We start from the raw sequence: 21,754 nt of genomic DNA on the forward strand, positions 1-21,754 counted from the left end.
TTGCTACGTCTGCAAGCCAGGGGAAGTTTGTACGTACAATGAGAAAAATAAAAATTGGGCTGGCGCTAGGTTCCGGCGCGGCGCGAGGTTGGTCGCATATTGGCGTTATTAAGGCCCTAAAGCATATGGGCATTGATGTTGATATTGTGGCAGGGTGTTCCATTGGTTCGCTGGTTGGTGCAGCCTACGCATGCAATAAGTTACCTGCTCTCGAACAATGGGTTTGTTCTTTCAGCTATTGGGATGTCTTACGTCTGATGGATCTCTCGTGGCGCAGGGGCGGTTTACTGCGTGGTGAACGAGTATTCAATCAGTACCGTAATGTCATGCCGGTAGAAGCAATTGAGCAATGCACTCGCCGTTTCGCAACTGTGGCTACTAATCTGAGTACGGGTCGGGAGCTATGGTTCACGGAAGGTGATTTGCACCTGGCTGTTCGGGCCTCCTGCAGTATTCCTGGTCTGATGTCCCCTGTAGCGCATAATGGTTACTGGCTGGTCGATGGCGCGGTGGTGAATCCCGTTCCTGTATCCTTAACTCGCGCGCTGGGCGCTGACATCGTTATTGCCGTCGATCTGCAACACGATGCGCATCTTATGCAGCAAGATTTACTCTCCTTCAACGTCAGCAGTGATGCCGAAACGGGTGATGATGTCGACGCGCTTTCATGGCGTGCCCGACTGAAAGAGCGCTTGAGCAACATAACGGCCAGGCGTACGGTAACCGCGCCGACGGCGATGGAGATCATGACGACTTCTATTCAGGTTCTGGAAAACCGTCTGAAACGTAACCGCATGGCCGGTGACCCGCCAGATATCCTGATCCAGCCGTTTTGTCCGCAAATATCCACGCTGGATTTTCACCGCGCCAGCGCAGCAATTGCTGCTGGACAACTGGCGGTCGAGAAGAAAATGGATGAGCTTCTACCCCTGGTGAAAACCAACATCTAACGCATTTTTTATCAACACTTAAGCAAATTCTGACAGGCGTGAGTAGCAATAGCATGCCACTATTTACTAAAGCCAGTCAGGGGGGAGAATATGACGCAGCCATTGGTCGGAAAACAGATTCTTATCGTTGAGGATGAGCCGGTATTTCGCTCACTCATGGACTCATGGTTTTCCTCTTTGGGAGCGACAACGGCGGTAGCTGGCGATGGACTTGAAGCACTTGAATTACTCGGGCACTTTAACCCCGACCTGATTATCTGCGACCTGGCTATGCCACGAATGAACGGCCTTAAGCTAGTAGAGTATCTGCGTAATCGTGGCGATCAGACCCCAATCCTGGTGATATCAGCGACGGAAAACATGTCTGATATAGCCAAAGCACTGCGATTGGGTGTGGATGATGTGCTGCTAAAGCCGGTAAAGGACCTGAACCGCCTGCGCGAAACCGTCTTTGCGTGTCTGTATCCGAATATGTTTAATTCACGCGTGGAAGAAGAAGAGCGGCTGTTTCGCGACTGGGATGCGATGGTTGGTGATCCCGCCGCTGCAGCAAAGCTGTTGCAAGAATTACAGCCTCCTGTGTCGCAAGTTATTTCACGATGTCGGATCAACTATCGTCAATTGGTAGCCGCCGATCAGCCGGGGCTGGTACTGGATATTGCACCGCTATCGGACCATGACCTTGCGTTTTATTGTCTGGATGTGACGCGGGCAGGGGATAATGGCGTTCTGGCAGCATTGTTACTGCGGGCGCTATTTAACGGTTTGCTGCAGGAACAGCTCGCACATCAAAATCAACGATTGCCGGAGCTCGATGCGTTATTGAAACAGGTTAACCATTTATTGCGCCAGGCTAATTTGCCCGGACAATTCCCTTTGCTGGTGGGTTATTACCACAACGGATTAAAAAACCTGATTCTGGTATCAGCAGGGCTGAATGCGACATTAAATACAGGTTCCCACAATGTACAAATCAGCAATGGCGTTCCGTTGGGAACCTTAGGGAATGCTTATCTTAATCAACTGAGCCAACGTTGCGAATCCTGGCAATGCCAAATTTGGGGGGCCGGTGGTCGGCTGCGCCTGATGTTGTCTGCAGAATGAACAACCGAGTGGCGTGAGAATGAAATTGACTCACTCCCCTCATGCTGTGAGTGCTACTATCAGCGCCAGATTTATTCGTATTTATCTTAATTATACCGACGCGCGTCCTTTTCAGACCAGAAGCTTGTCGCGGTACTGATATACTTGGATGCGATACAGATTGATGAACACGTTCAATACATGAACAGTCCAGGAGAGTTTTAAATGGCTGCCCTTAATTCAAAAGTCAAAAAGGCCGTTATCCCGGTTGCGGGATTAGGAACCAGGATGTTACCGGCTACGAAAGCAATCCCGAAAGAGATGCTACCGTTGGTTGATAAGCCATTAATTCAGTACGTCGTAAACGAATGTATTGCTGCGGGCATCACTGAAATTGTACTTGTAACTCACTCGTCTAAAAATTCGATTGAAAACCACTTCGATACCAGCTTTGAACTTGAAGCTATGCTGGAAAAACGTGTAAAACGCCAGCTTCTGGAAGAAGTGCAATCTATTTGTCCGCCACATGTCACTATTATGCAGGTGCGTCAGGGACTGGCCAAAGGTCTGGGCCACGCGGTATTGTGCGCGCACCCGGTGGTTGGCGATGAGCCCGTTGCGGTTATCTTGCCGGACGTCATTCTTGACGAATACGAATCTGATTTATCACGCGACAACCTTGCCGAAATGATTCATCGTTTCGATGAAACAGGCAGCAGCCAGATTATGGTTGAGCCGGTAGAAGATGTTACCGCTTATGGTGTTGTTGATTGTAAAGGCGTTGAATTAGCGCCGGGCGAAAGCGTACCGATGGTTGGCGTTGTTGAAAAGCCGAAAGCGAATGTGGCACCATCTAATCTGGCCGTCGTGGGGCGTTACGTCCTTAGCGCGGATATCTGGCCCCTGCTGGCAAAAACGCCTCCGGGAGCCGGTGACGAAATTCAGCTGACTGATGCTATCGATATGTTGATTGAAAAAGAAACGGTTGAAGCTTATCACATGAAGGGCAAAAGCCATGACTGTGGTAATAAGCTGGGCTATATGCAGGCGTTCGTTGAATATGGTATTCGCCATAATACTCTCGGCGCTGAATTTAAAGCCTGGCTGGAAGATGAGATGGGTATTAAGAAGTAACCAGCTGGTATTCTCAGGTCTGAACGGTGCTGTTAATCCAGCACCGTTTTTTTATACCTGAACTGGGTAGGGACTGTGCGAAGTACAGGTAAAAAAAATCCCGCCACTGGCGGGATTTTAAGCAAACTATTTCTGAATTATTCTTTGATTAAGAAATCGTCCAGTTGTTTACCTTGTTCTTCCATCGCTTTTTTGATCACTGCCGGTGTACGACCCTGACCAGTCCAGGTTTTAGTTTCACCGTTTTCGTCAACATAGCTATATTTAGCCGGACGTGCAGCGCGTTTAGCTTTGGTGCCAGATTTAACAGCAGCCATGCTATTCAGCAGTTCGTTCGGGTCAATGCCGTCAGCGATCAGCATTTCACGATATTGTTGCAGTTTACGAGTACGTTCTTCAACTTCAGCAGCTGCAGCGCTTTCTTCTTCACGGCGCTCGCTAACAACAACTTCTAATTTTTCCAGCATTTCTTCAAGCGTTTCCAGAGTACATTCTCTTGCCTGCGCACGAAGAGTACGGATGTTGTTCAGAATTTTAAGTGCTTCGCTCATTGTAGTAATCTCAAACTTATATTGGGGGTGGTTTGTTGAGCTAATAATAGAGCGATAAATTCAGTTGTGCAATAGCCAGGAATGTAAGGAATTCAAAATTGCGCTTTATTTAGTATCAGAATTAATTCATCTGTCTTAAATTCTCCGCGACGTTGGGCATAAAAAAGGCTTATTGGTGAGGGGGCTTCTCAGCGGCTGAGAGTAAAAATTCAAGATTCAGGTCACATTTTATGGTGTACAAATAGTATCTCTTTGCAGTGATTTCAACCTTTTGTATTAGTTTTGCTTACATGAATTCGCTAATACATGGCGACAGTGGGTAGATTCAATAACAATAAGGGAAGGGTTTCTTTATTGCCGTAAGAAGATAAGAGGTATGGATAAATTTCATGAGCACTATTTGTGAAAGAGTGTGTATATACCCATCGAGTTTCAGGCTACCTGGGCCATGGCTGGAGTGTACTCACGCTCCCGTGTCACTTAAAGGATCGGTTATTTAGGCGACACTGAGCGAGTCTGAACGCCTATTTATACGCCTATGCAGGCAACGCTACACCGACACGTTCGTGAAATATGGTACAATCCTGCCCATATTTATTTCCCCGGGTGAGGGCCTACGGTTAATGGCACAGCTATATTTTTACTATTCTGCAATGAATGCCGGTAAGTCGACTGCATTGCTGCAATCTTCGTACAATTATCAGGAACGTGGGATGCGTGCCGTGGTATATACAGCGGAAATTGATGACCGCTTTGGTGCTGGAAAAGTAAGTTCGCGTATAGGTCTGTCGTCACCTGCAAAATTGTTTAACCAAAATTCATCATTGTTCGAAGAGATTCGGGCTGAGAATGAGCAGCAAAGAATTCACTGTGTACTGGTTGATGAGTCGCAGTTTCTGACTCGACAGCAGGTTTATGAATTATCTGAAGTTGTCGATCAGCTGGATATTCCCGTGTTGTGCTACGGCTTGCGTACCGATTTTCGTGGTGAGTTATTTGGCGGCAGCGAATACCTGTTGGCATGGTCAGATAAACTGGTTGAATTAAAAACCATTTGTTTCTGTGGGCGTAAGGCCAGCATGGTGTTGCGTCTTGATCAGGCAGGACGACCTTATAACGAGGGCGAACAGGTGGTGATTGGCGGGAACGAACGCTATGTATCGGTATGCCGTAAGCATTATAAGCAAGCACAGTCTGAGGGCTCTCTGACGGCGATACAAGAACGACACAACCACGACTAACTCTACGCGCTTCTGGGCGCTTATTAGCACAGGGTAGGCTGAGCATTCGCTAATGTTCGCTACCCTGTCAGACACTCTCCTGACGCTATTCTCGCATCCTCCTAAGCATCCTTTTACAGGTCCATCCTTTAAACGTCGCTGAATTGGTCATGTTTCGATTCTGATAACGTAAGATGCAAAAAAAAACGGCCCCAATTCGGGACCGTTTATGGTGAAACTAAAACTTATCTGGATGAATTAAGCGGATTTCTTCGCTTTCTTCTCAGCTTTCGGAGCAGCTACTGCTTCAGTCTTAACGGCGGTTTGATCTTCGCTGTATTCACGACCGTAGTAGGTATCCATCAGGATCTGTTTCAGTTCAGAAATCAGCGGGTAACGCGGGTTAGCACCAGTACACTGGTCATCAAACGCATCTTCAGACAGTTTGTCCACGTGTGCCAGGAAGTCAGCTTCCTGAACGCCAGCTTCACGGATAGACTTAGGAATACCCAGTTCAGCTTTGATTTCGTCCAGCCAGCCCAGCAGTTTCTGGATTTTTGCAGCAGTACGGTCGCCCGGTGCGCTCAGACCCAGATGGTCTGCGATTTCAGCGTAGCGACGACGAGCCTGCGGACGGTCGTACTGGCTGAATGCAGTCTGTTTAGTCGGGTTGTCGTTCGCGTTATAACGAATAACGTTGCTGATCAGCAGGGCGTTCGCCAGACCGTGAGGAATGTGGAACTGAGAACCCAGCTTGTGCGCCATTGAGTGACATACACCCAGGAAGGCGTTAGCAAACGCAATACCGGCGATGGTTGCTGCACTGTGTACACGCTCACGCGCTACCGGGTTCTTAGAACCTTCGTGGTAGGACGCTGGCAGGTTTTCTTTCAGCAGTTTCAGCGCTTGCAGAGCCTGACCGTCGGAGAACTCAGAAGCCAGCACGGATACGTAAGCTTCCAGGGCGTGAGTGACGGCATCCAGACCGCCGAACGCACACAGGGACTTAGGCATATCCATCACCAAGTTGGCGTCAACAATCGCCATATCCGGAGTCAGCGCATAGTCTGCCAGCGGGTATTTCTGACCAGTTGCATCGTCAGTAACAACCGCAAACGGAGTAACTTCAGAACCAGTACCGGAAGTGGTGGTGACGGCAACCATCTTCGCTTTTACGCCCATTTTCGGGAACTTGTAGATACGTTTACGGATGTCCATAAAGCGCAGTGCCAGTTCTTCGAAGTGGGTTTCTGGGTGTTCGTACATAACCCACATGATTTTCGCGGCATCCATCGGGGAACCGCCACCCAGCGCGATGATCACGTCTGGTTTAAAGGAGTTAGCCAGCTCAGCACCTTTGCGTACAACGGTCAGAGTTGGGTCAGCTTCCACTTCAAAGAACACTTCGGTTTCAACGCCAGCAGCTTTCAGCACGGAGGTGATCTGGTCAGCATAGCCATTGTTAAACAGGAAGCGGTCGGTCACGATCAGAGCACGTTTGTGACCATCGGTAATCACTTCATCCAGTGCGATTGGCAGAGAGCCACGACGGAAGTAGATAGATTTCGGAAGTTTGTGCCACAACATGTTTTCAGCTCGCTTAGCAACGGTTTTCTTGTTGATCAGGTGCTTAGGACCAACGTTTTCAGAGATGGAGTTACCACCCCAGGAACCACAACCCAGAGTCAGGGAAGGCGCGAGTTTAAAGTTGTACAGGTCACCGATACCACCCTGAGAAGCTGGGGTGTTAATCAGGATACGTGCGGTTTTCATCATCTGACCGAAGTAAGCAACACGTTCTGGCTGGTTGTCCTGGTCGGTGTACAGGCAAGAGGTATGACCGATACCGCCCATCGCAACCAGTTTTTCAGCTTTAATAACGGCGTCTTCGAAGTCTTTCGCACGGTACATTGCCAGCGTCGGAGACAATTTTTCGTGAGCGAACGGTTCGCTTTCGTCAACAACTGTCACTTCACCGATCAGAATCTTAGTGGTTTCTGGTACGGAGAAGCCTGCCAGTTCAGCAATTTTGTATGCCGGCTGACCAACGATAGCCGCGTTCAGCGCGCCATTTTTCAGGATAACGTCCTGAACGGCTTTCAGCTCTTTGCCTTGCAGCATGTAGCCGCCGTGAGTCGCGAAACGCTCACGTACTGCGTCGTATACAGAGTCAACGACAACAACGGACTGTTCAGAAGCACAAATTACGCCGTTATCGAAGGTTTTAGACATCAGAACAGATGCAACAGCACGCTTGATATCAGCGGTTTCATCGATAACCACAGGGGTGTTACCTGCGCCTACACCGATTGCCGGTTTACCGGAGCTGTATGCTGCTTTAACCATGCCTGGACCACCGGTCGCAAGGATCAGGTTGATGTCCGGGTGGTGCATCAGCGCGTTTGACAGTTCTACGGAAGGTTGATCGATCCAGCCGATCAGATCTTTCGGTGCGCCAGCAGCAATTGCTGCCTGCAGAACGATATCAGCCGCTTTGTTAGTGGCATCTTTAGCACGCGGATGCGGAGAGAAGATGATGGCGTTACGCGTCTTCAGGCTGATCAGTGATTTGAAGATAGCAGTAGAAGTCGGGTTAGTGGTTGGAACGATACCGCAGATGATACCAATCGGTTCAGCGATGGTAATGGTACCGAAAGTGTGGTCTTCAGCCAGTACACCACAGGTTTTTTCGTCTTTATATGCGTTATAAATGTATTCGGAAGCAAAGTGGTTTTTAATCACTTTATCTTCGACGATGCCCATGCCAGATTCGGCAACGGCCATTTTCGCGAGAGGGATTCGAGCGTCTGCAGCAGCCAGAGCGGCGGCACGGAAGATTTTGTCAACCTGTTCTTGAGTGAAACTGGCATATTCACGCTGGGCTTTTTTTACGCGCTCTACAAGTGCGTTAAGTTCAGCGACATTAGTAACAGCCATAATGCTCTCCTGATAATGTTAAACTTTTTTAGTAAATCATCTGCTCGATACGAGAGTATAGACAGATCGACGAAAATTTGTGTAACGTTTTGAAAATCAAACGGTTAATTAACTTCCACTTTACCTTGATTTACTAAAAGAGCTTATACGCTAGCGCCACTTAATTCTAACGCGCTACCTCCAGGTGGCGTAAGCAAGATTACTCACTTCTGAGTAGTAATTGCGTGATCTGGATCAAAATTTCGCAAAGCTGACACCTTTCAGCAGGCCCTTTTAGCGTTTATCGGTAAGTGTTAATGAATTGGTGGGGTGAATGCTATTAACATTAGCATATTTAATACATATTAATAACACTAAGTATTGGAAGTGTATTTACGTAGATATACACAGATAGAAGGTGAAGTATGCTGACAAAAGGCGTATCTTCAGCGCGGATTTTATCAATTTTTATGACTCATTTTATCCGGCTAACGCTTCGGAGCTAACCGTGATCCAAACGCTATTTGATTTTCCTGTCTATTTTAAATTTTTCATTGGGTTATTCGCATTGGTTAACCCGGTCGGGATCATCCCAGTCTTTATCAGTATGACCAGCTATCAAACGGCTGCTGCGCGAAATAAAACCAACCTTACGGCAAACCTGTCGGTTGCCATCATCCTGTGGACTTCGCTGTTCCTTGGTGACGGTATTCTTCAGCTCTTCGGTATCTCGATAGATTCGTTCAGGATTGCCGGCGGCATTCTGGTGGTGACTATCGCGATGTCGATGATTAGCGGAAAACTGGGCGAAGATAAGCAAAACAAACAGGAAAAATCAGAAACAGCAATCCGCGAAAGTATCGGCGTAGTGCCGCTGGCATTGCCGCTTATGGCGGGGCCGGGGGCGATAAGCTCAACTATCGTTTGGGGTACGCGCTATCACAGTGCGATTAACCTGTTTGGTTTTTTTGTGGCGATTGCGTTGTTTGCCCTGTGCTGTTGGGGACTGTTCCGCATGGCACCGTGGCTGGTACGGCTGCTGGGCCAAACCGGTATCAACGTCATTACGCGTATTATGGGGTTGTTGTTAATGGCCTTAGGGATCGAATTCATTGTGACTGGAATCAAGTCCATTTTCCCCGGTTTACTTGCCTGATATTCCTCTTCGGCATCAACGGAGCCTCTTTCGGCTCCGTTTCCTTTCGTTATTAGTAAAACTTCTCACTAAAGTTGAAAATCAGCATAGAAATATAAAAATATCTGATGGTTATTCATTAATTTATTCATTGATTTTATGGATATAACACTCAATGGTCCACCAGAGGGATCCCGATGTCACTGTTATTTTATTAACATCATACTCTGGGGCTTGCTGAAGGATTATCGAAATGTTATTAGTTATTTCAGCGTTTTTTTTAGATGAATGTGCTAATTAATAACCAATTGTTAAATTTATGTGCATTTTGGCGTGGTGTTGACACAGGACTGGGGGGTTAACACTGCGCGTGATGTAATATATTGATTTTTATCGTTTTATTGTCACAATCTTTCATTCGTAAGACTTTTTTAGTGAGATTTATTTCCAATAAAAGAGAATTGGTTAACAAATTTGTAAAATGTATTGGCGGTTAAGAAACGCATTTGATACTTTCCGGCCAGGTATTATGCAGAAGAATTCACGTTGATGAGAATCATTTTCAATTAGATTCTCTCAACAGGGTAATAGCGTGTTTCCGGCAGGGGAGGCACGTAAATAATCGACGCAAGGTGGTCATACGAATCGCCAGAAATAAATAAAGTCGGTGATAGCAAGCAGTAAAACAAGAAACTACCTGACGGCAGAAAATCTCCGGTGCCGTACAGGGATCCTGACAGGATTAACAGTCTGGTTAAAAAACCAGCCATAATAATGAGGGAGTACAAACACAATGACTAACATCACTAAAAAAAGTTTAGTAGCTGCGGGGATCCTAACTGCGCTAATCGCTGGGAATGTTGCTACGGCGGCAGTTGTGCCAGCAGGTGTGCAGCTTGCTGAAAAGCAGACTCTGGTGCGTAATAACGGTTCGGAAGTTCAGTCACTCGATCCACATAAAATCGAAGGTGTACCTGAATCCAATATCAACCGTGACCTGTTTGAAGGTTTATTAATCAGCGATGTCGATGGCAAACCATCGCCTGGCGTGGCTGAAAAGTGGGAAAATAAAGACTTTAAGGTGTGGACATTCCATCTGCGTAAAGACGCTAAATGGTCTGACGGCACGCCTGTTACCGCGCAAGATTTCGTGTATAGCTGGCAACGCCTGGCTAATCCAAATACCGCGTCACCGTACGCCAGTTATTTACAGTACGGTCACATTGTCAATATTGACGATATTATCGCCGGCAAAAAGCCGATCACCGATCTCGGTGTCAAAGCTCTCGACGATCATACATTTGAAGTCACCCTGAGCGAGCCGGTTCCTTATTTCTACAAATTGCTTGTGCACTCATCCGTTTCTCCGGTTCCTAAAGCAGCGGTTGAAAAATACGGTGAGAAATGGACCCAGCCCGCTAACATCGTCACCAACGGCGCCTATAAGCTGAAAGACTGGGTGGTCAACGAGCGCATTGTACTTGAGCGTAACACCAACTACTGGGACAACGCCAAAACGGTTATTAACCAGGTTACCTACCTGCCAATTTCTTCTGAAGTGACTGACGTTAACCGCTATCGCAGCGGCGAAATCGACATGACCTATAACAACATGCCGATCGAGTTATTCCAGAAACTGAAAAAAGAGATCCCGAACGAAGTTCACGTTGACCCGTATCTGTGCACCTATTATTACGAAATCAACAACCAGAAAGCACCGTTCAACGATGTTCGTGTTCGTACAGCCCTGAAACTGGCGTTGGATCGTGACATTATCGTCAACAAAGTTAAAAACCAGGGGGACCTGCCGGCGTATAGCTTTACCCCTCCTTACACCGATGGCGCGAAACTGGTTGAACCAGAGTGGTTCAAATGGTCTCAGGAAAAACGCAATGAAGAAGCGAAAAAACTGCTGGCTGAAGCCGGGTATACCGCTGAAAAACCGTTGACCTTTGACCTGCTGTATAACACCTCAGATCTGCATAAAAAGCTGGCCATCGCTGCGGCATCTATCTGGAAGAAAAATCTGGGCGCCAACGTGAAGCTGGAAAACCAGGAATGGAAAACATTCCTCGATACGCGCCATCAGGGTAACTATGATGTTTCGCGTGCGGGCTGGTGTGCGGATTACAACGAACCAACATCCTTCCTGAATATGGTGCTGTCTGACAGCTCCAACAACACCGTCCACTATAAGAGCCCGGCGTTTGATAAGCTGATTGCGGATACGCTGAAAGTGACTGATGAAGCGCAGCGCAGCGAACTGTATTCGAAAGCGGAACAGCAGCTGGATAAAGATTCTGCGATTGTACCGGTTTATTACTATGTTAACGCCCGCCTGGTAAAACCATGGGTTGGCGGATACTCTGGTAAAGACCCGATGGATAATATCCACGTTAAAGACTTGTATATTATCAAGCATTAATGGCAAGACGTGGGGCAATCATTTTGCCCCACAGTGTCTTTTTTCTTCGAACTATTAACACCGCTTTACCTGAACGTCGGGGTAGAAGAGGTGTAAAGGCACACGCCAGAAGGTACGGGCAATGTTAAAATTTATATTACGTCGCTGTCTGGAAGCGATTCCGACGCTGTTTATACTTATTACGATTTCATTCTTTATGATGCGCCTTGCGCCGGGAAGCCCATTCACCGGGGAACGCGCGTTACCGCCAGAGGTACTGGCTAATATCGAAGCGAAATATCATCTTAACGATCCTATCTCGACGCAGTACTTCAGCTACCTCAAGCAGCTGGCACATGGCGATTTTGGGCCATCTTTTAAATATAAAGACTATACGGTAAACGACCTTGTGGCCTCGAGCTTTCCGGTTTCTGCGAAGCTGGGAGCTGCGGCCTTTATTCTGGCGGTCCTCGTTGGCGTTAGCGCTGGGGTGATAGCCGCGCTGAAACAAAATACGCGCTGGGACTACACGGTGATGGGGGTGGCAATGACCGGGGTGGTTATCCCCAGTTTCGTGGTCGCTCCCTTATTGGTCATGATATTTGCCATAACCTTGAAATGGCTGCCCGGAGGCGGCTGGAACGGCGGGGCGTTGAAATTTATGATCCTGCCGATGGTGGCCTTGTCACTGGCTTATATCGCCAGTATCGCCCGTATTACCCGCGGTTCGATGATTGAAGTGCTGCACTCTAACTTTATTCGTACCGCGCGCGCTAAAGGGTTGCCGATGCGGCGGATTATTTTCCGCCATGCGTTAAAACCTGCGCTGTTGCCTGTGCTGTCCTATATGGGACCAGCATTTGTCGGCATTATTACCGGTTCGATGGTTATTGAAACCATCTATGGTTTGCCGGGCATTGGCCAGCTGTTCGTCAATGGCGCGTTAAACCGCGACTATTCGCTGGTCCTGAGCCTCACCATACTGGTAGGGACGCTGACCATCGTGTTTAACGCGATTGTTGACGTGCTGTATGCCGTTATCGACCCGAAAATTCGTTACTGATACTGGAGCTCGCTATGATGTTAAGTAAGAAAAACAGCGAAGCGCTGGAGAATTTCAGTGAAAAGCTGGAGGTCGAGGGCCGCAGTCTGTGGCAGGACGCGCGTCGACGCTTTATGCATAACCGCGCGGCGGTAGCAAGCCTGGTCGTGCTGGTGATTATTGCGCTGTTTGTGACGCTGGCGCCGATGCTGTCGCAGTTTACCTACTTCGATACCGACTGGGGCATGATGTCCAGCGCGCCGGATACGGAATCCGGACACTATTTCGGCACCGACTCGTCAGGTCGAGACCTGCTGGTTCGTGTGGCGATTGGCGGTCGCATCTCATTGATGGTCGGCATTGCCGCGGCGTTGGTCGCGGTAGTTGTCGGCACGCTATACGGTTCTCTGTCGGGCTACCTCGGCGGTAAAATCGACTCCGTGATGATGCGTCTGCTGGAAATCCTCAACTCCTTCCCGTTCATGTTCTTCGTGATTCTGCTGGTCACTTTCTTTGGGCAAAATATCCTGCTGATTTTTGTCGCTATTGGGATGGTATCCTGGCTGGATATGGCGCGTATCGTGCGTGGACAAACGCTGAGTCTCAAGCGCAAAGAGTTTATTGAAGCAGCGCAAGTGGGTGGGGTATCTACCGTGCGCATCGTTATCCGTCATATTGTGCCGAACGTGCTGGGCGTGGTGGTGGTGTACGCTTCGTTGCTGGTGCCCAGCATGATCCTGTTTGAATCCTTCCTGAGCTTTTTGGGATTAGGGACGCAGGAGCCATTAAGTAGCTGGGGGGCGTTGCTGAGTGATGGTGCCAACTCGATGGAAGTCTCACCATGGCTGCTGCTGTTCCCGGCAGGATTCCTGGTGGTCACTTTGTTCTGTTTTAACTTTATTGGCGATGGCCTGCGTGATGCCCTCGACCCGAAAGACCGTTAAGGAGTGCAGCCATGAGCGTAATTGAAACCTCAACCGCGCCGCTCGCGCAACAACAGGCTAACGCACTGCTGAACGTTAAAGATCTGCGCGTGACGTTTGCCACCCCCGACGGCGATGTGACTGCGGTAAACGATTTAAACTTTTCTCTGCGAGCTGGAGAAACGCTGGGTATTGTTGGGGAATCCGGTTCAGGGAAATCGCAAACGGCCTTTGCCCTAATGGGCCTGCTGGCAGCAAATGGCCGTATCGGAGGTTCTGCAACTTTCAACGGACGTGAAATTCTGAATTTACCGGAACGTGAGTTGAACAAACTGCGCGCCGAGCAAATCTCGATGATTTTCCAGGACCCGATGACCTCTCTCAATCCGTACATGCGAGTCGGTGAGCAGTTGATGGAAGTTCTCATGCTGCATAAAGGCATGAGCAAAGCGGAAGCCTTTGAAGAATCGGTAAGAATGCTGGATGCGGTGAAAATGCCGGAAGCGCGTAAGCGTATGAAAATGTATCCGCATGAATTCTCCGGCGGGATGCGTCAGCGCGTAATGATCGCCATGGCGCTGTTGTGCAGGCCTAAATTACTGATAGCCGATGAGCCGACTACCGCGCTCGATGTTACGGTACAGGCGCAAATCATGACCCTGCTGAATGAACTGAAAAGCGAATTCAACACTGCGATTATCATGATCACCCACGATCTGGGAGTAGTTGCCGGTATTTGCGATAAAGTTTTGGTGATGTACGCCGGACGTACCATGGAATATGGCAGTGCGCGGGATGTCTTTTATAAGCCCGTTCATCCGTATTCGATTGGTTTGCTGAATGCCGTACCTCGTCTGGATGCCGAAGGGGAAGAGATGCTGACTATCCCGGGCAACCCGCCGAACCTGTTGCGTTTACCAAAAGGTTGCCCATTCCAGCCGCGTTGCCCGCATGCGATGGAAATCTGTAGCAGTGCTCCGCCACTGGAAGAGTTTAGTCCGGGCCGCCTGCGCGCCTGCTTTAAACCGGTGGAGGAACTGGTATGAATGCGGTCACCGAACAACGAAAAGTGCTCCTTGAAATTGCCGATCTTAAAGTCCATTTCGACATTAAAGACGGCAAGCAGTGGTTCTGGCAGCCGTCTAAAACCCTGAAAGCGGTTGATGGCGTGACTCTGCGACTGTATGAAGGTGAAACCCTGGGCGTTGTCGGCGAATCAGGCTGTGGAAAATCGACTTTTGCCCGTGCGATTATTGGCCTGGTGAAAGCCACCGATGGAAAAGTCGCCTGGCTGGGTAAAGATTTACTGGGCATGAAACCCGATGAGTGGCGGGAAGTGCGTAGCGATATTCAGATGATTTTCCAGGATCCGCTGGCATCACTGAACCCGCGCATGACCATCGGTGAAATCATTGCCGAACCGCTGCGGACTTATCATCCGAACCTGTCTGGTCAGGAAGTCCGCGACCGTGTGAAGACGATGATGATGAAGGTAGGGTTGCTGCCAAATCTGATTAACCGCTACCCGCATGAGTTTTCCGGCGGTCAGTGTCAGCGTATTGGTATTGCCCGGGCGCTGATCCTCGAGCCGAAGCTGATTATTTGCGATGAACCGGTTTCGGCGCTGGACGTATCCATTCAGGCCCAGGTGGTGAACCTGTTACAACAGTTACAGCGTGAAATGGGATTATCGTTAATCTTCATTGCTCACGACCTGGCGGTGGTGAAACATATCTCCGATCGCGTGCTGGTCATGTATCTCGGACACGCGGTGGAATTAGGGACTTATGATGAGGTGTACCATAATCCGCTGCACCCTTATACCAAGGCGTTGATGTCTGCAGTGCCGATTCCCGACCCGGATCAGGAAAGGAACAAGGTTATCCAGTTGCTGGAAGGCGAATTGCCGTCGCCGATTAATCCTCCTTCCGGCTGCGTGTTCCGTACGCGCTGCCCGATTGCCGGACCGGAATGCGCAAAAACCCGCCCGGTTCTCGAAGGAAGTTTCCGTCACGCAGTTTCCTGCCTGAAAGTAGACCCGCTATAATCCTGAGGGCTGACAAAGGTCAGCCCTTCTTTTTGGTGAGGTATATGTGTCAGGTTTAGTCTCTTCTGTCCGCCGCGCGCTCTATCGCAAATTATTCGATTTAAACACCCGTTCAGGGCGTCGCTTTGAAGGTATGTGCGCGCTGTTCGCCTTGCTCAGCGTTATTGTTATCTTCATTGAGTCCGGGGTCGGGACGCAATACCATTTAACCTTTGAGGAATGGCGCATTTTTGTCTGGCTGGAGATCTTTATTACTCTGGTCTTTACCCTCGAATATTTTCTTCGCTTATGCAGCTGGGCCAATCCCGCTAAATATGTGTTTAGCTTCTGGGGGATTATCGATCTGGCCACCATTCTACCGCTGTACGTGATGTGGCTATGGCCTGAAATCAGTTTGAGCTATGTCTTCGCCTGGCGAGCGATGCGTGTCCTGCGCGTTTTGCGTATTCTCAAGCTGCTGCGTTTTATGCCTTCTCTGCGAGTGTTCTGGAATGCGTTAAAAAGCGCCCGTCATCAACTGATGTTGTTCTATTCCTTTATTGCCATTCTGATGGTTGTTTTCGGCGCGATGATGTATCTGATAGAAGGGCCCAAATATGGCTTTACTACGCTGAATGCGTCTGTGTATTGGGCTATTGTTACGGTCACCACCGTCGGCTACGGTGACATTACACCGCACACGCCGTTGGGACGCATGGTGGCGTCAGTGCTTATCCTGATTGGATACTCTGTGATTGCGATACCGACCGGATTGATAACCACACACATGAGCAGTGCGTTCCAACAGCGCGGATATCAGCGTAGATGCCCACAGTGTCAGCAGGCGCAGCATGAACATAGTGCGCAGTTTTGTAACCGCTGCGGAAGTAAACTGCCGGGCTAAAAATGAAAAAAGCTGCGAGAGCAGCTTTTTTGTTTGTTACTCGCGCCAGAGAATATGGCAGAGTTTGTGATCTTTTTCGCGACATAATAAAACGCGCGCAAAAATATCGTTAATCTCGCCGTCTTCTGTATCTGCCAGACCAATCACCACTTCGGCAAAGAAGTCAGGGTTCAGGTCAAAATCAACATGCTCCTGCCAGTCTTCTGCCGGGTCGAATAACTCGGCACCACCGCGCTCTTCAAACTGTAAATTGAACAGAATGATGTCGGCTGGATCCAGGTTGTCCGCAGCCAGTTCAAGAAAAATATCGTAAGCCTGCTCAAGCGTTTCGTCTTCAGTCAGGCGATTGTTCAAATCCATATCCATAATGACTACCTGTTTACTGTCTGATGGGCACGTTTTACAGCAACGGACTAAAGAAGTAAAACAGTCGCTCAGCGATCCGCTGCCAGAGTGGTCGTTTTACCCACAAATGGGCATCAAGCAGACGGGAACGCGAAATATAATCATCCTGTACTGCCGCGAGATCGCCACCGAATCCGGCATCATCAATGACCAGCGTGATTTCAAAATTGAGCCACAGACTGCGCATATCCAGGTTAACGGTACCGACCAGGCTCAGCTCGCCATCGACCAGTACGCTCTTGGTGTGCAGTAAGCCACCTTCGAACTGATAGATTTTAACGCCAGCCGCCAGCAACTCAGTGAAAAAGGCCCGGCTTGCCCAGCCAACCAGCAGGGAATCATTCTTGCGTGGAAGAATAATACTGACGTCGACCCCGCGCTGCGCCGCCGTACAGATCGCATGCAGCAGATCGTCGCTGGGAACGAAGTAGGGCGTGGTCATAATTAAATATTCACGCGCCGAATAAGCTGCGGTTAACAGCGCCTGATGAATCAAATCTTCAGGGAAACCAGGTCCCGAAGCGATAGTGTGAATGGTGTGGCCGCTGGCCTGCTCAAATGGCATGATATTGACGTCTGGCGGCGGGGGCAGAATGCGCTTGCCGGTCTCAATTTCCCAGTCGCAGGAATAGACAATGCCCATAGCGGTGGCTACCGGGCCTTCCATTCTCGCCATCAAATCCACCCATTGCCCGACGCCGGCATCTTGTTTGAAGAAACGGGGATCGACCATGTTCATGCTGCCGGTATAAGCAATATAGTTATCGATCATGATCATTTTGCGGTGCTGACGCAGGTCCATACGGCGTAAAAATACACGCATCAGGTTTACTTTCAGCGCTTCAACAACCTCGATACCCGCGTTACGCATCATCGCCGCCCATGGGCTGCGAAAGAACGCCACGCTACCCGCGGAGTCCAGCATTAAGCGACAGTGAATTCCACGCCTTGCGGCAGCCATTAATGACTCGGCGACCTGATCGGCCATACCGCCTGGTTGCCAGATGTAGAACACCATCTCGATGTTGTGACGCGCCAGTTGAATATCACGGATCAATGCCTGCATCACGTCCTCTGAACTGGTGAGCAACTGCAATTGATTCCCTTTAACGCCAGCGATTCCCTGACGACGCTCGCACAGCTTAAATAAGGATGACGCGACGCTGCTGTTTTCCTGCGCAAAAATATGCTTACAGGCTTTAAGATCGTTCAGCCACTTGGCCGTTGACGGCCACATTGCCCGGGCGCGTTCGGCGCGACGTTTACCCAGGTGGAGCTCACCGAAGGACAGATAAGCAATGATCCCTACCAATGGCAGAATATAGATGATCAAAAGCCAGGCCATTGCGGAGGGCACTGCGCGTCGTTTCATTAGAATGCGTAATGTTACGCCAGCAATGAGTACCCAGTAACCCAGAATGACCAGCCAACTCACCACGGTGTAGAAGGTTGTCATAAATTTAAAAATCCTTTTGAAAGCGTATTGTTAAGAGTTTACGCATCAGGATTAATCTGGCAAATAAAAACACGGGAAAACCACTGGTCTGCATTCGGTGTGGCGTTATAATGGCCGCTCAGTGACTGAAAGAGTAGTAAACATGAAGCGTAGTAGAACGGAAGTGGGACGCTGGCGGATGCTGCGTCAGGCTAGCCGCCGTAAAGCACGTTGGCTTGAAGGACAATCGCGCCGTAATATGCGTATCCATACCATCAGAAAGTGTATTCTCAACCATCAACGTAACTCGTTGCTGTTTGCGATCCACAACATCTGATCTCAAAAGGGCACCGCTGGCGGTGCCCAATGTCAGCTTTTCGTTTTGTTTTTAAAATACTTTTTTGTACGGTTTTACTGAAACCTGCGCATAAACACCTGCCGCCACGTAGGGATCGGCTTCCGCCCACGCCTGCGCGGCTTCTAAAGATTCAAATTCTGCAATCACCGTTGAGCCGGTAAAGCCTGCGGCGCCCGGATCGTTACTGTCAACCGCTGGCATGGGACCCGCCGTGAGCAAACGGCCTTCGTCATGAAGGAGTTGCAGACGAGCCAGATGAGCAGGGCGTACGGAAAGACGTTTTTCGAGAGAGTCTGCGATATCTTGAGCGTAAATAACGTACAGCACGGGTAGAGCTCCTTGAACGGTAAAAGGTCATATTTACGTTATTGGAAAGGCTTGGTAACTGCAACGGAAAGATAACTAATATGTTAAGGCCATACTTTGAAAATGGTTTTTTATCATAAAATCGCGTTTTAAATGCCAGTTAGCTTCACGGTCTTATTGAATATGATTGCTATTTGCATTTAAAATCAGGGCCTGGTTTTTTTACTGAAACGATTATGACTTCAATGACCCTTGATTTACCTCGTCGCTTTCCCTGGCCTACGTTACTTTCTGTCGGCATTCATGGTGCTGTAGTGGCAGGTTTGCTGTATACCTCGGTACATCAGGTTATTGAACTGCCTGCGCCAGCGCAGCCGATCTCCGTGACGATGGTTGCGCCTGCCGATCTTGAACCGCCTCAGGCCGTTCAGCCGCCGCCGGAACCTGTCGTCGAGCCTGAACCGGAGCCAGAACCGATCCCCGAACCGCCAAAAGAAGCGCCGGTAGTGATTGAGAAACCGAAGCCCAAACCTAAGCCGAAGCCAAAACCGGTGAAAAAGGTGGAAGAGCAGCCGAAGCGTGATGTTAAACCAGCAGAGCCTCGTCCGGCGTCCCCGTTTGAAAATACGGCGCCTGCGCGTCCAACAACCAGTACCGCTCCGGCAACCACTAAACCGGCGGTGAGTGCTCCATCGGGTCCGCGAGCCTTAAGTCGTAATCAGCCTCAATATCCGGCACGTGCACAGGCGTTGCGCATTGAAGGCCGTGTGAAGGTCAAATTTGACGTGACCTCGGATGGCCGGGTTGAAAATGTGGAAGTTCTGTCCGCACAGCCTGCGAATATGTTTGAGCGTGAAGTGAAAAATGCGATGCGCAGATGGCGTTATGAAGCCGGTAAGCCTGGTTCCGGGCTGGTGGTGAATATTGTTTTCCGCCTGAACGGCACAACACAGATCGAGTAAGCATCAGGCCGGATTTGGCGTTACGCCGCCAAATCCGGCAGAATGATTGCCGGATGGCGATGCTTGCGCGTGCTATCAGGCCAGGGAGGGAATCGGCCGCGGTTTACCGTCTTTATCAACGGCAACGTAGATAAACAGGGCTTCGGTAGCTTTATAGCGCTGGCCGATAGGTTCTGAAGCGACTTTCTTCACCCAGACTTCAATATTAATGCTGATCGAGGTCGTCCCGCGTTTCACGCAGCGTGCATAGCAACAAACCACATCGCCCACGGCAACCGGGCGCAAAAAGCTCATTCCTTCAACCCGCACCGTGACCACGCGACCATGTGCGATCTCTTTGGCCTGAATAGCGCCACCTATATCCATTTGTGACATCAGCCAGCCGCCAAAAATATCACCGTTTGCGTTGGTATCGGCAGGCATAGCCAGAGTGCGTAAAACCAGTTCGCCCTGGGGAGTGTTATTCGTTGTTGTCATTGTAGAACCGACTATAGAGAAAGATTACAGGCGCGATGCTACTAGAATTTACGCGCTGAGAACAGAGGGGATGCGGCCTGCGGGGCGGAAGTAAGCCAGGTTGATGGCAACAAGGAACTCGAAGGGATAAAAATTCGCCAGATCCGGAGATCTGGCGAGCATTTATTACGATTTATCTTCCTGCGGAAGGTGGCGGTAAATATAGACTCCGCTCAGTAACGTAAATAGTAAAGTCAGGGCGGTCAGGCCGAATACTTTAAAGTTGACCCAAATATTCTGCGGTAGCCAAAACGCGATATAGATATTCGCCAGACCGCACAGGATAAAGAAGACGGCCCAGGCGAAGTTAAGTTTTATCCAAACCGGCTGTGGCAAGCTCAGCTCTTTACCTAACATGCGCTGAATCAGCGGCTTTTTCATTACCCATTGGCTAACCAGCAGCGCACCGGCAAACAGCCCGTAAATCACCGTTACTTTCCACTTAATGAATTCATCATTGTGGAAGAAGATGGTCAGGCCACCGAACACGGCTACCAGAACAAAAGTGATCAATGCCATCTTCTCGACCTTGCGATAGCGGACCCAGCTGTAAATCAAAACCACAGCCGTCGCAACAATCAGCGCCGAGGTCGCCGCATAGATGTCATAGAGCTTATAAAAAGCAAAAAAGACAACCAGCGGTAAAAAATCAAGAAACTGCTTCATTCTTCGATTCCGTCATCAAAAGCACCGGGTACAAGCCCGGAATGCGTTCAGGGTTTATTGGCGAATTAGCATGTACAGGCGGAACAAATAGATCAGCAACACGGCGGAGATCATATTGCTCAGCGTATTCGCCAATACCGCGCCTACATTTGGCGTAAGTACCGCAAAACTTGGCGCAAAAAGCAACAACAACGTTTTTGCCAGCAGCCAACCGATCACTGCTGGTGCAACCAGACGCATATTCGACCACGCCAGACGCATACTGTTGCGCATCGCGGCAAAGACACCCATTTTGTCCTGTACTAACATCACCGGTGCAAGTGCCAGCAGGATAGCCAGCAGAATACCGGGTACCACAACCAGCATAATACCGATTTGCACCAGCAGAGTAGTCAGAAAAATCAGAATAAACAGCTTCGGCAAAACCGGCGCGCTGGCACCGATGGCGCGTAACGCGCTGACCCGATGACCGGCTGAAATCAGCTGAATCATCAGGATAATGCCTCCGGCGAGGATGGCATTACCAATCAGACCGGAAAACGTCGACGCCGCGGAAGCGCGTAGCAAAATTTGCTGTTGCTCCGGGGTCATGTTTTGCACCAGATCGAACAATCCCACGCTGCTGGTTAACTGATCGCCTTCACTGAGTTGCGCAATTTGTGCGTCGGTGGGAGAAAAGGCATGCCCTAACACCACTGTGATAAACGCGCACAACAACGATACCAGCAAGATGGTAATGAATTGATTACGGAAAAAGTTTCCCGTGTCACGGTAAACGGATTTCGCCGTGATAGACATGCACTCTCCTTGAGTTTTGC

The 21,754-nt window shown here is 49.4% G+C and carries 21 protein-coding genes; 13 read left to right on the forward strand and 8 right to left on the reverse strand.

Translation table 11 applies throughout. From position 1 onward, the window contains the following. Positions 1–38 precede the first annotated feature (38 nt). From rssA to galU, 3 genes are all read left to right on the forward strand, one after another. Entirely contained in the window at positions 39–950 is a 912-nt protein-coding gene (gene rssA, locus HVZ39_RS12000; protein ID WP_181633645.1) for a patatin-like phospholipase RssA, read from the forward strand. A 90-nt stretch (positions 951–1,040) separates the two neighbouring features. After that, a complete protein-coding gene (gene rssB, locus HVZ39_RS12005; protein ID WP_181633646.1) occupies positions 1,041–2,054 on the forward strand; it encodes a two-component system response regulator RssB in 1,014 nt (337 codons plus the stop codon). A 204-nt stretch (positions 2,055–2,258) separates the two neighbouring features. Then, a complete protein-coding gene (gene galU, locus HVZ39_RS12010; RefSeq protein ID WP_016153274.1) occupies positions 2,259–3,167 on the forward strand; it encodes a UTP--glucose-1-phosphate uridylyltransferase GalU in 909 nt (302 codons plus the stop codon). 137 nt (positions 3,168–3,304) lie between these two features. On the opposite strand, the gene hns is transcribed toward galU, so the two are convergent. Beyond that, positions 3,305–3,718, reverse strand: coding sequence for a histone-like nucleoid-structuring protein H-NS (hns, locus tag HVZ39_RS12015; protein ID WP_003020723.1), 414 nt, complete (start codon positions 3,716–3,718; stop codon positions 3,305–3,307). Between the two features lie 623 nt (positions 3,719–4,341). On the opposite strand from hns, the gene tdk reads away from it, so the two are divergent. After that, on the forward strand, positions 4,342–4,959 hold the full coding sequence (gene tdk, locus HVZ39_RS12020; RefSeq protein WP_019076935.1) for a thymidine kinase: 618 nt from the start codon (positions 4,342–4,344) through the stop codon (positions 4,957–4,959). Between the two features lie 237 nt (positions 4,960–5,196). Here the strand turns inward: tdk and adhE are convergent, their stop codons facing one another. Next, positions 5,197–7,875, reverse strand: coding sequence for a bifunctional acetaldehyde-CoA/alcohol dehydrogenase (adhE, locus tag HVZ39_RS12025; RefSeq protein ID WP_016153272.1), 2,679 nt, complete (start codon positions 7,873–7,875; stop codon positions 5,197–5,199). A gap of 487 nt (positions 7,876–8,362) precedes the next feature. Here adhE and ychE point away from each other — a divergent pair, with 487 nt between their 5' ends. The 7 genes from ychE to HVZ39_RS12060 all read left to right on the forward strand — a co-directional run bounded on the left by ychE (position 8,363) and on the right by HVZ39_RS12060 (position 16,288). Beyond that, complete coding sequence (gene ychE, locus HVZ39_RS12030) at positions 8,363–9,010, forward strand: NAAT family transporter YchE (RefSeq protein WP_003020714.1); 648 nt, start codon at positions 8,363–8,365, stop codon at positions 9,008–9,010. Between the two features lie 772 nt (positions 9,011–9,782). After that, on the forward strand, positions 9,783–11,414 hold the full coding sequence (gene oppA, locus HVZ39_RS12035; protein ID WP_016153271.1) for an oligopeptide ABC transporter substrate-binding protein OppA: 1,632 nt from the start codon (positions 9,783–9,785) through the stop codon (positions 11,412–11,414). A 121-nt stretch (positions 11,415–11,535) separates the two neighbouring features. Beyond that, a complete protein-coding gene (gene oppB / locus HVZ39_RS12040) occupies positions 11,536–12,456 on the forward strand; it encodes an oligopeptide ABC transporter permease OppB (RefSeq protein ID WP_003020708.1) in 921 nt (306 codons plus the stop codon). Positions 12,457–12,470: 14 nt separating this feature from the next. Continuing rightward, complete coding sequence (gene oppC / locus HVZ39_RS12045) at positions 12,471–13,379, forward strand: oligopeptide ABC transporter permease OppC (RefSeq protein ID WP_003020701.1); 909 nt, start codon at positions 12,471–12,473, stop codon at positions 13,377–13,379. A gap of 11 nt (positions 13,380–13,390) precedes the next feature. Beyond that, complete coding sequence (oppD, locus tag HVZ39_RS12050) at positions 13,391–14,404, forward strand: murein tripeptide/oligopeptide ABC transporter ATP-binding protein OppD (RefSeq protein WP_003833364.1); 1,014 nt, start codon at positions 13,391–13,393, stop codon at positions 14,402–14,404. Further along, positions 14,401–15,405, forward strand: a complete 1,005-nt coding sequence (gene oppF, locus HVZ39_RS12055; RefSeq protein WP_016153270.1) for a murein tripeptide/oligopeptide ABC transporter ATP-binding protein OppF — start codon at positions 14,401–14,403, stop codon at positions 15,403–15,405. The genes oppD and oppF overlap by 4 nt, the downstream gene beginning before the upstream one ends. 46 nt (positions 15,406–15,451) lie before the next feature. Beyond that, positions 15,452–16,288 (forward strand): ion transporter, encoded by an 837-nt coding sequence (locus HVZ39_RS12060; protein WP_049269434.1) that lies wholly within the window; start codon positions 15,452–15,454, stop codon positions 16,286–16,288. 36 nt (positions 16,289–16,324) lie between these two features. Here HVZ39_RS12060 and HVZ39_RS12065 read toward each other — a convergent pair whose 3' ends face one another. Both HVZ39_RS12065 and cls read right to left on the reverse strand, forming a co-directional pair. Then, positions 16,325–16,654, reverse strand: a complete 330-nt coding sequence (locus HVZ39_RS12065) for an HI1450 family dsDNA-mimic protein (protein ID WP_003020691.1) — start codon at positions 16,652–16,654, stop codon at positions 16,325–16,327. A gap of 34 nt (positions 16,655–16,688) precedes the next feature. Then, entirely contained in the window at positions 16,689–18,149 is a 1,461-nt protein-coding gene (gene cls / locus HVZ39_RS12070) for a cardiolipin synthase (RefSeq protein ID WP_181633647.1), read from the reverse strand. Positions 18,150–18,291: 142 nt separating this feature from the next. Between cls and HVZ39_RS12075 the strand changes: the two genes are divergently transcribed. After that, on the forward strand, positions 18,292–18,465 hold the full coding sequence (locus HVZ39_RS12075; protein ID WP_016153268.1) for a YciY family protein: 174 nt from the start codon (positions 18,292–18,294) through the stop codon (positions 18,463–18,465). A gap of 51 nt (positions 18,466–18,516) precedes the next feature. On the opposite strand, the gene HVZ39_RS12080 is transcribed toward HVZ39_RS12075, so the two are convergent. Further along, the gene (locus tag HVZ39_RS12080) at positions 18,517–18,813 is read right to left on the reverse strand and encodes a YciI family protein (RefSeq protein WP_003020675.1); all 297 of its coding nucleotides are present in this window, start codon (positions 18,811–18,813) and stop codon (positions 18,517–18,519) included. Positions 18,814–19,037: 224 nt separating this feature from the next. Here HVZ39_RS12080 and tonB point away from each other — a divergent pair, with 224 nt between their 5' ends. Continuing rightward, a complete protein-coding gene (gene tonB / locus HVZ39_RS12085) occupies positions 19,038–19,754 on the forward strand; it encodes a TonB system transport protein TonB (RefSeq protein WP_109017889.1) in 717 nt (238 codons plus the stop codon). A 75-nt stretch (positions 19,755–19,829) separates the two neighbouring features. On the opposite strand, the gene yciA is transcribed toward tonB, so the two are convergent. The 3 genes from yciA to HVZ39_RS12100 all read right to left on the reverse strand — a co-directional run bounded on the left by yciA (position 19,830) and on the right by HVZ39_RS12100 (position 21,734). Then, positions 19,830–20,231 carry an acyl-CoA thioester hydrolase YciA gene (gene yciA / locus HVZ39_RS12090; RefSeq protein ID WP_016153266.1) on the reverse strand — a complete coding sequence of 134 codons (402 nt, stop codon included), beginning with the start codon at positions 20,229–20,231 and terminating at the stop codon, positions 19,830–19,832. A gap of 165 nt (positions 20,232–20,396) precedes the next feature. Further along, a complete protein-coding gene (locus HVZ39_RS12095) occupies positions 20,397–20,936 on the reverse strand; it encodes a septation protein A (protein ID WP_019076883.1) in 540 nt (179 codons plus the stop codon). A 54-nt stretch (positions 20,937–20,990) separates the two neighbouring features. Further along, positions 20,991–21,734: a YciC family protein gene (locus tag HVZ39_RS12100; RefSeq protein ID WP_016153264.1), complete on the reverse strand. Its 744-nt coding sequence runs from the start codon at positions 21,732–21,734 to the stop codon at positions 20,991–20,993. Between the last annotated feature and the right edge of the window lie 20 nt (positions 21,735–21,754).

This window comes from Citrobacter sp. RHB35-C21, assembly GCF_013816515.1.
In the GTDB taxonomy this organism is placed as follows: domain Bacteria; phylum Pseudomonadota; class Gammaproteobacteria; order Enterobacterales; family Enterobacteriaceae; genus Citrobacter; species Citrobacter braakii.

Bases quoted from the DNA above. Each gene is read 5' to 3' on its own strand.
- rssA (WP_181633645.1), top strand. From the start codon at position 39: ATGAGAAAAATAAAAATTGGGCTGGCGCTAGGTTCCGGCGCGGCGCGA.
- rssB (WP_181633646.1), top strand. From the start codon at position 1,041: ATGACGCAGCCATTGGTCGGAAAACAGATTCTTATCGTTGAGGATGAG.
- galU (WP_016153274.1), top strand. From the start codon at position 2,259: ATGGCTGCCCTTAATTCAAAAGTCAAAAAGGCCGTTATCCCGGTTGCG.
- hns (WP_003020723.1), bottom strand. From the start codon at position 3,718: ATGAGCGAAGCACTTAAAATTCTGAACAACATCCGTACTCTTCGTGCG.
- tdk (WP_019076935.1), top strand. From the start codon at position 4,342: ATGGCACAGCTATATTTTTACTATTCTGCAATGAATGCCGGTAAGTCG.
- adhE (WP_016153272.1), bottom strand. From the start codon at position 7,875: ATGGCTGTTACTAATGTCGCTGAACTTAACGCACTTGTAGAGCGCGTA.
- oppA (WP_016153271.1), top strand. From the start codon at position 9,783: ATGACTAACATCACTAAAAAAAGTTTAGTAGCTGCGGGGATCCTAACT.
- oppB (WP_003020708.1), top strand. From the start codon at position 11,536: ATGTTAAAATTTATATTACGTCGCTGTCTGGAAGCGATTCCGACGCTG.
- oppC (WP_003020701.1), top strand. From the start codon at position 12,471: ATGATGTTAAGTAAGAAAAACAGCGAAGCGCTGGAGAATTTCAGTGAA.
- oppD (WP_003833364.1), top strand. From the start codon at position 13,391: ATGAGCGTAATTGAAACCTCAACCGCGCCGCTCGCGCAACAACAGGCT.
- oppF (WP_016153270.1), top strand. From the start codon at position 14,401: ATGAATGCGGTCACCGAACAACGAAAAGTGCTCCTTGAAATTGCCGAT.
- HVZ39_RS12065 (WP_003020691.1), bottom strand. From the start codon at position 16,654: ATGGATATGGATTTGAACAATCGCCTGACTGAAGACGAAACGCTTGAG.
- cls (WP_181633647.1), bottom strand. From the start codon at position 18,149: ATGACAACCTTCTACACCGTGGTGAGTTGGCTGGTCATTCTGGGTTAC.
- HVZ39_RS12075 (WP_016153268.1), top strand. From the start codon at position 18,292: ATGAAGCGTAGTAGAACGGAAGTGGGACGCTGGCGGATGCTGCGTCAG.
- tonB (WP_109017889.1), top strand. From the start codon at position 19,038: ATGACCCTTGATTTACCTCGTCGCTTTCCCTGGCCTACGTTACTTTCT.
- yciA (WP_016153266.1), bottom strand. From the start codon at position 20,231: ATGACAACAACGAATAACACTCCCCAGGGCGAACTGGTTTTACGCACT.
- HVZ39_RS12095 (WP_019076883.1), bottom strand. From the start codon at position 20,936: ATGAAGCAGTTTCTTGATTTTTTACCGCTGGTTGTCTTTTTTGCTTTT.
- HVZ39_RS12100 (WP_016153264.1), bottom strand. From the start codon at position 21,734: ATGTCTATCACGGCGAAATCCGTTTACCGTGACACGGGAAACTTTTTC.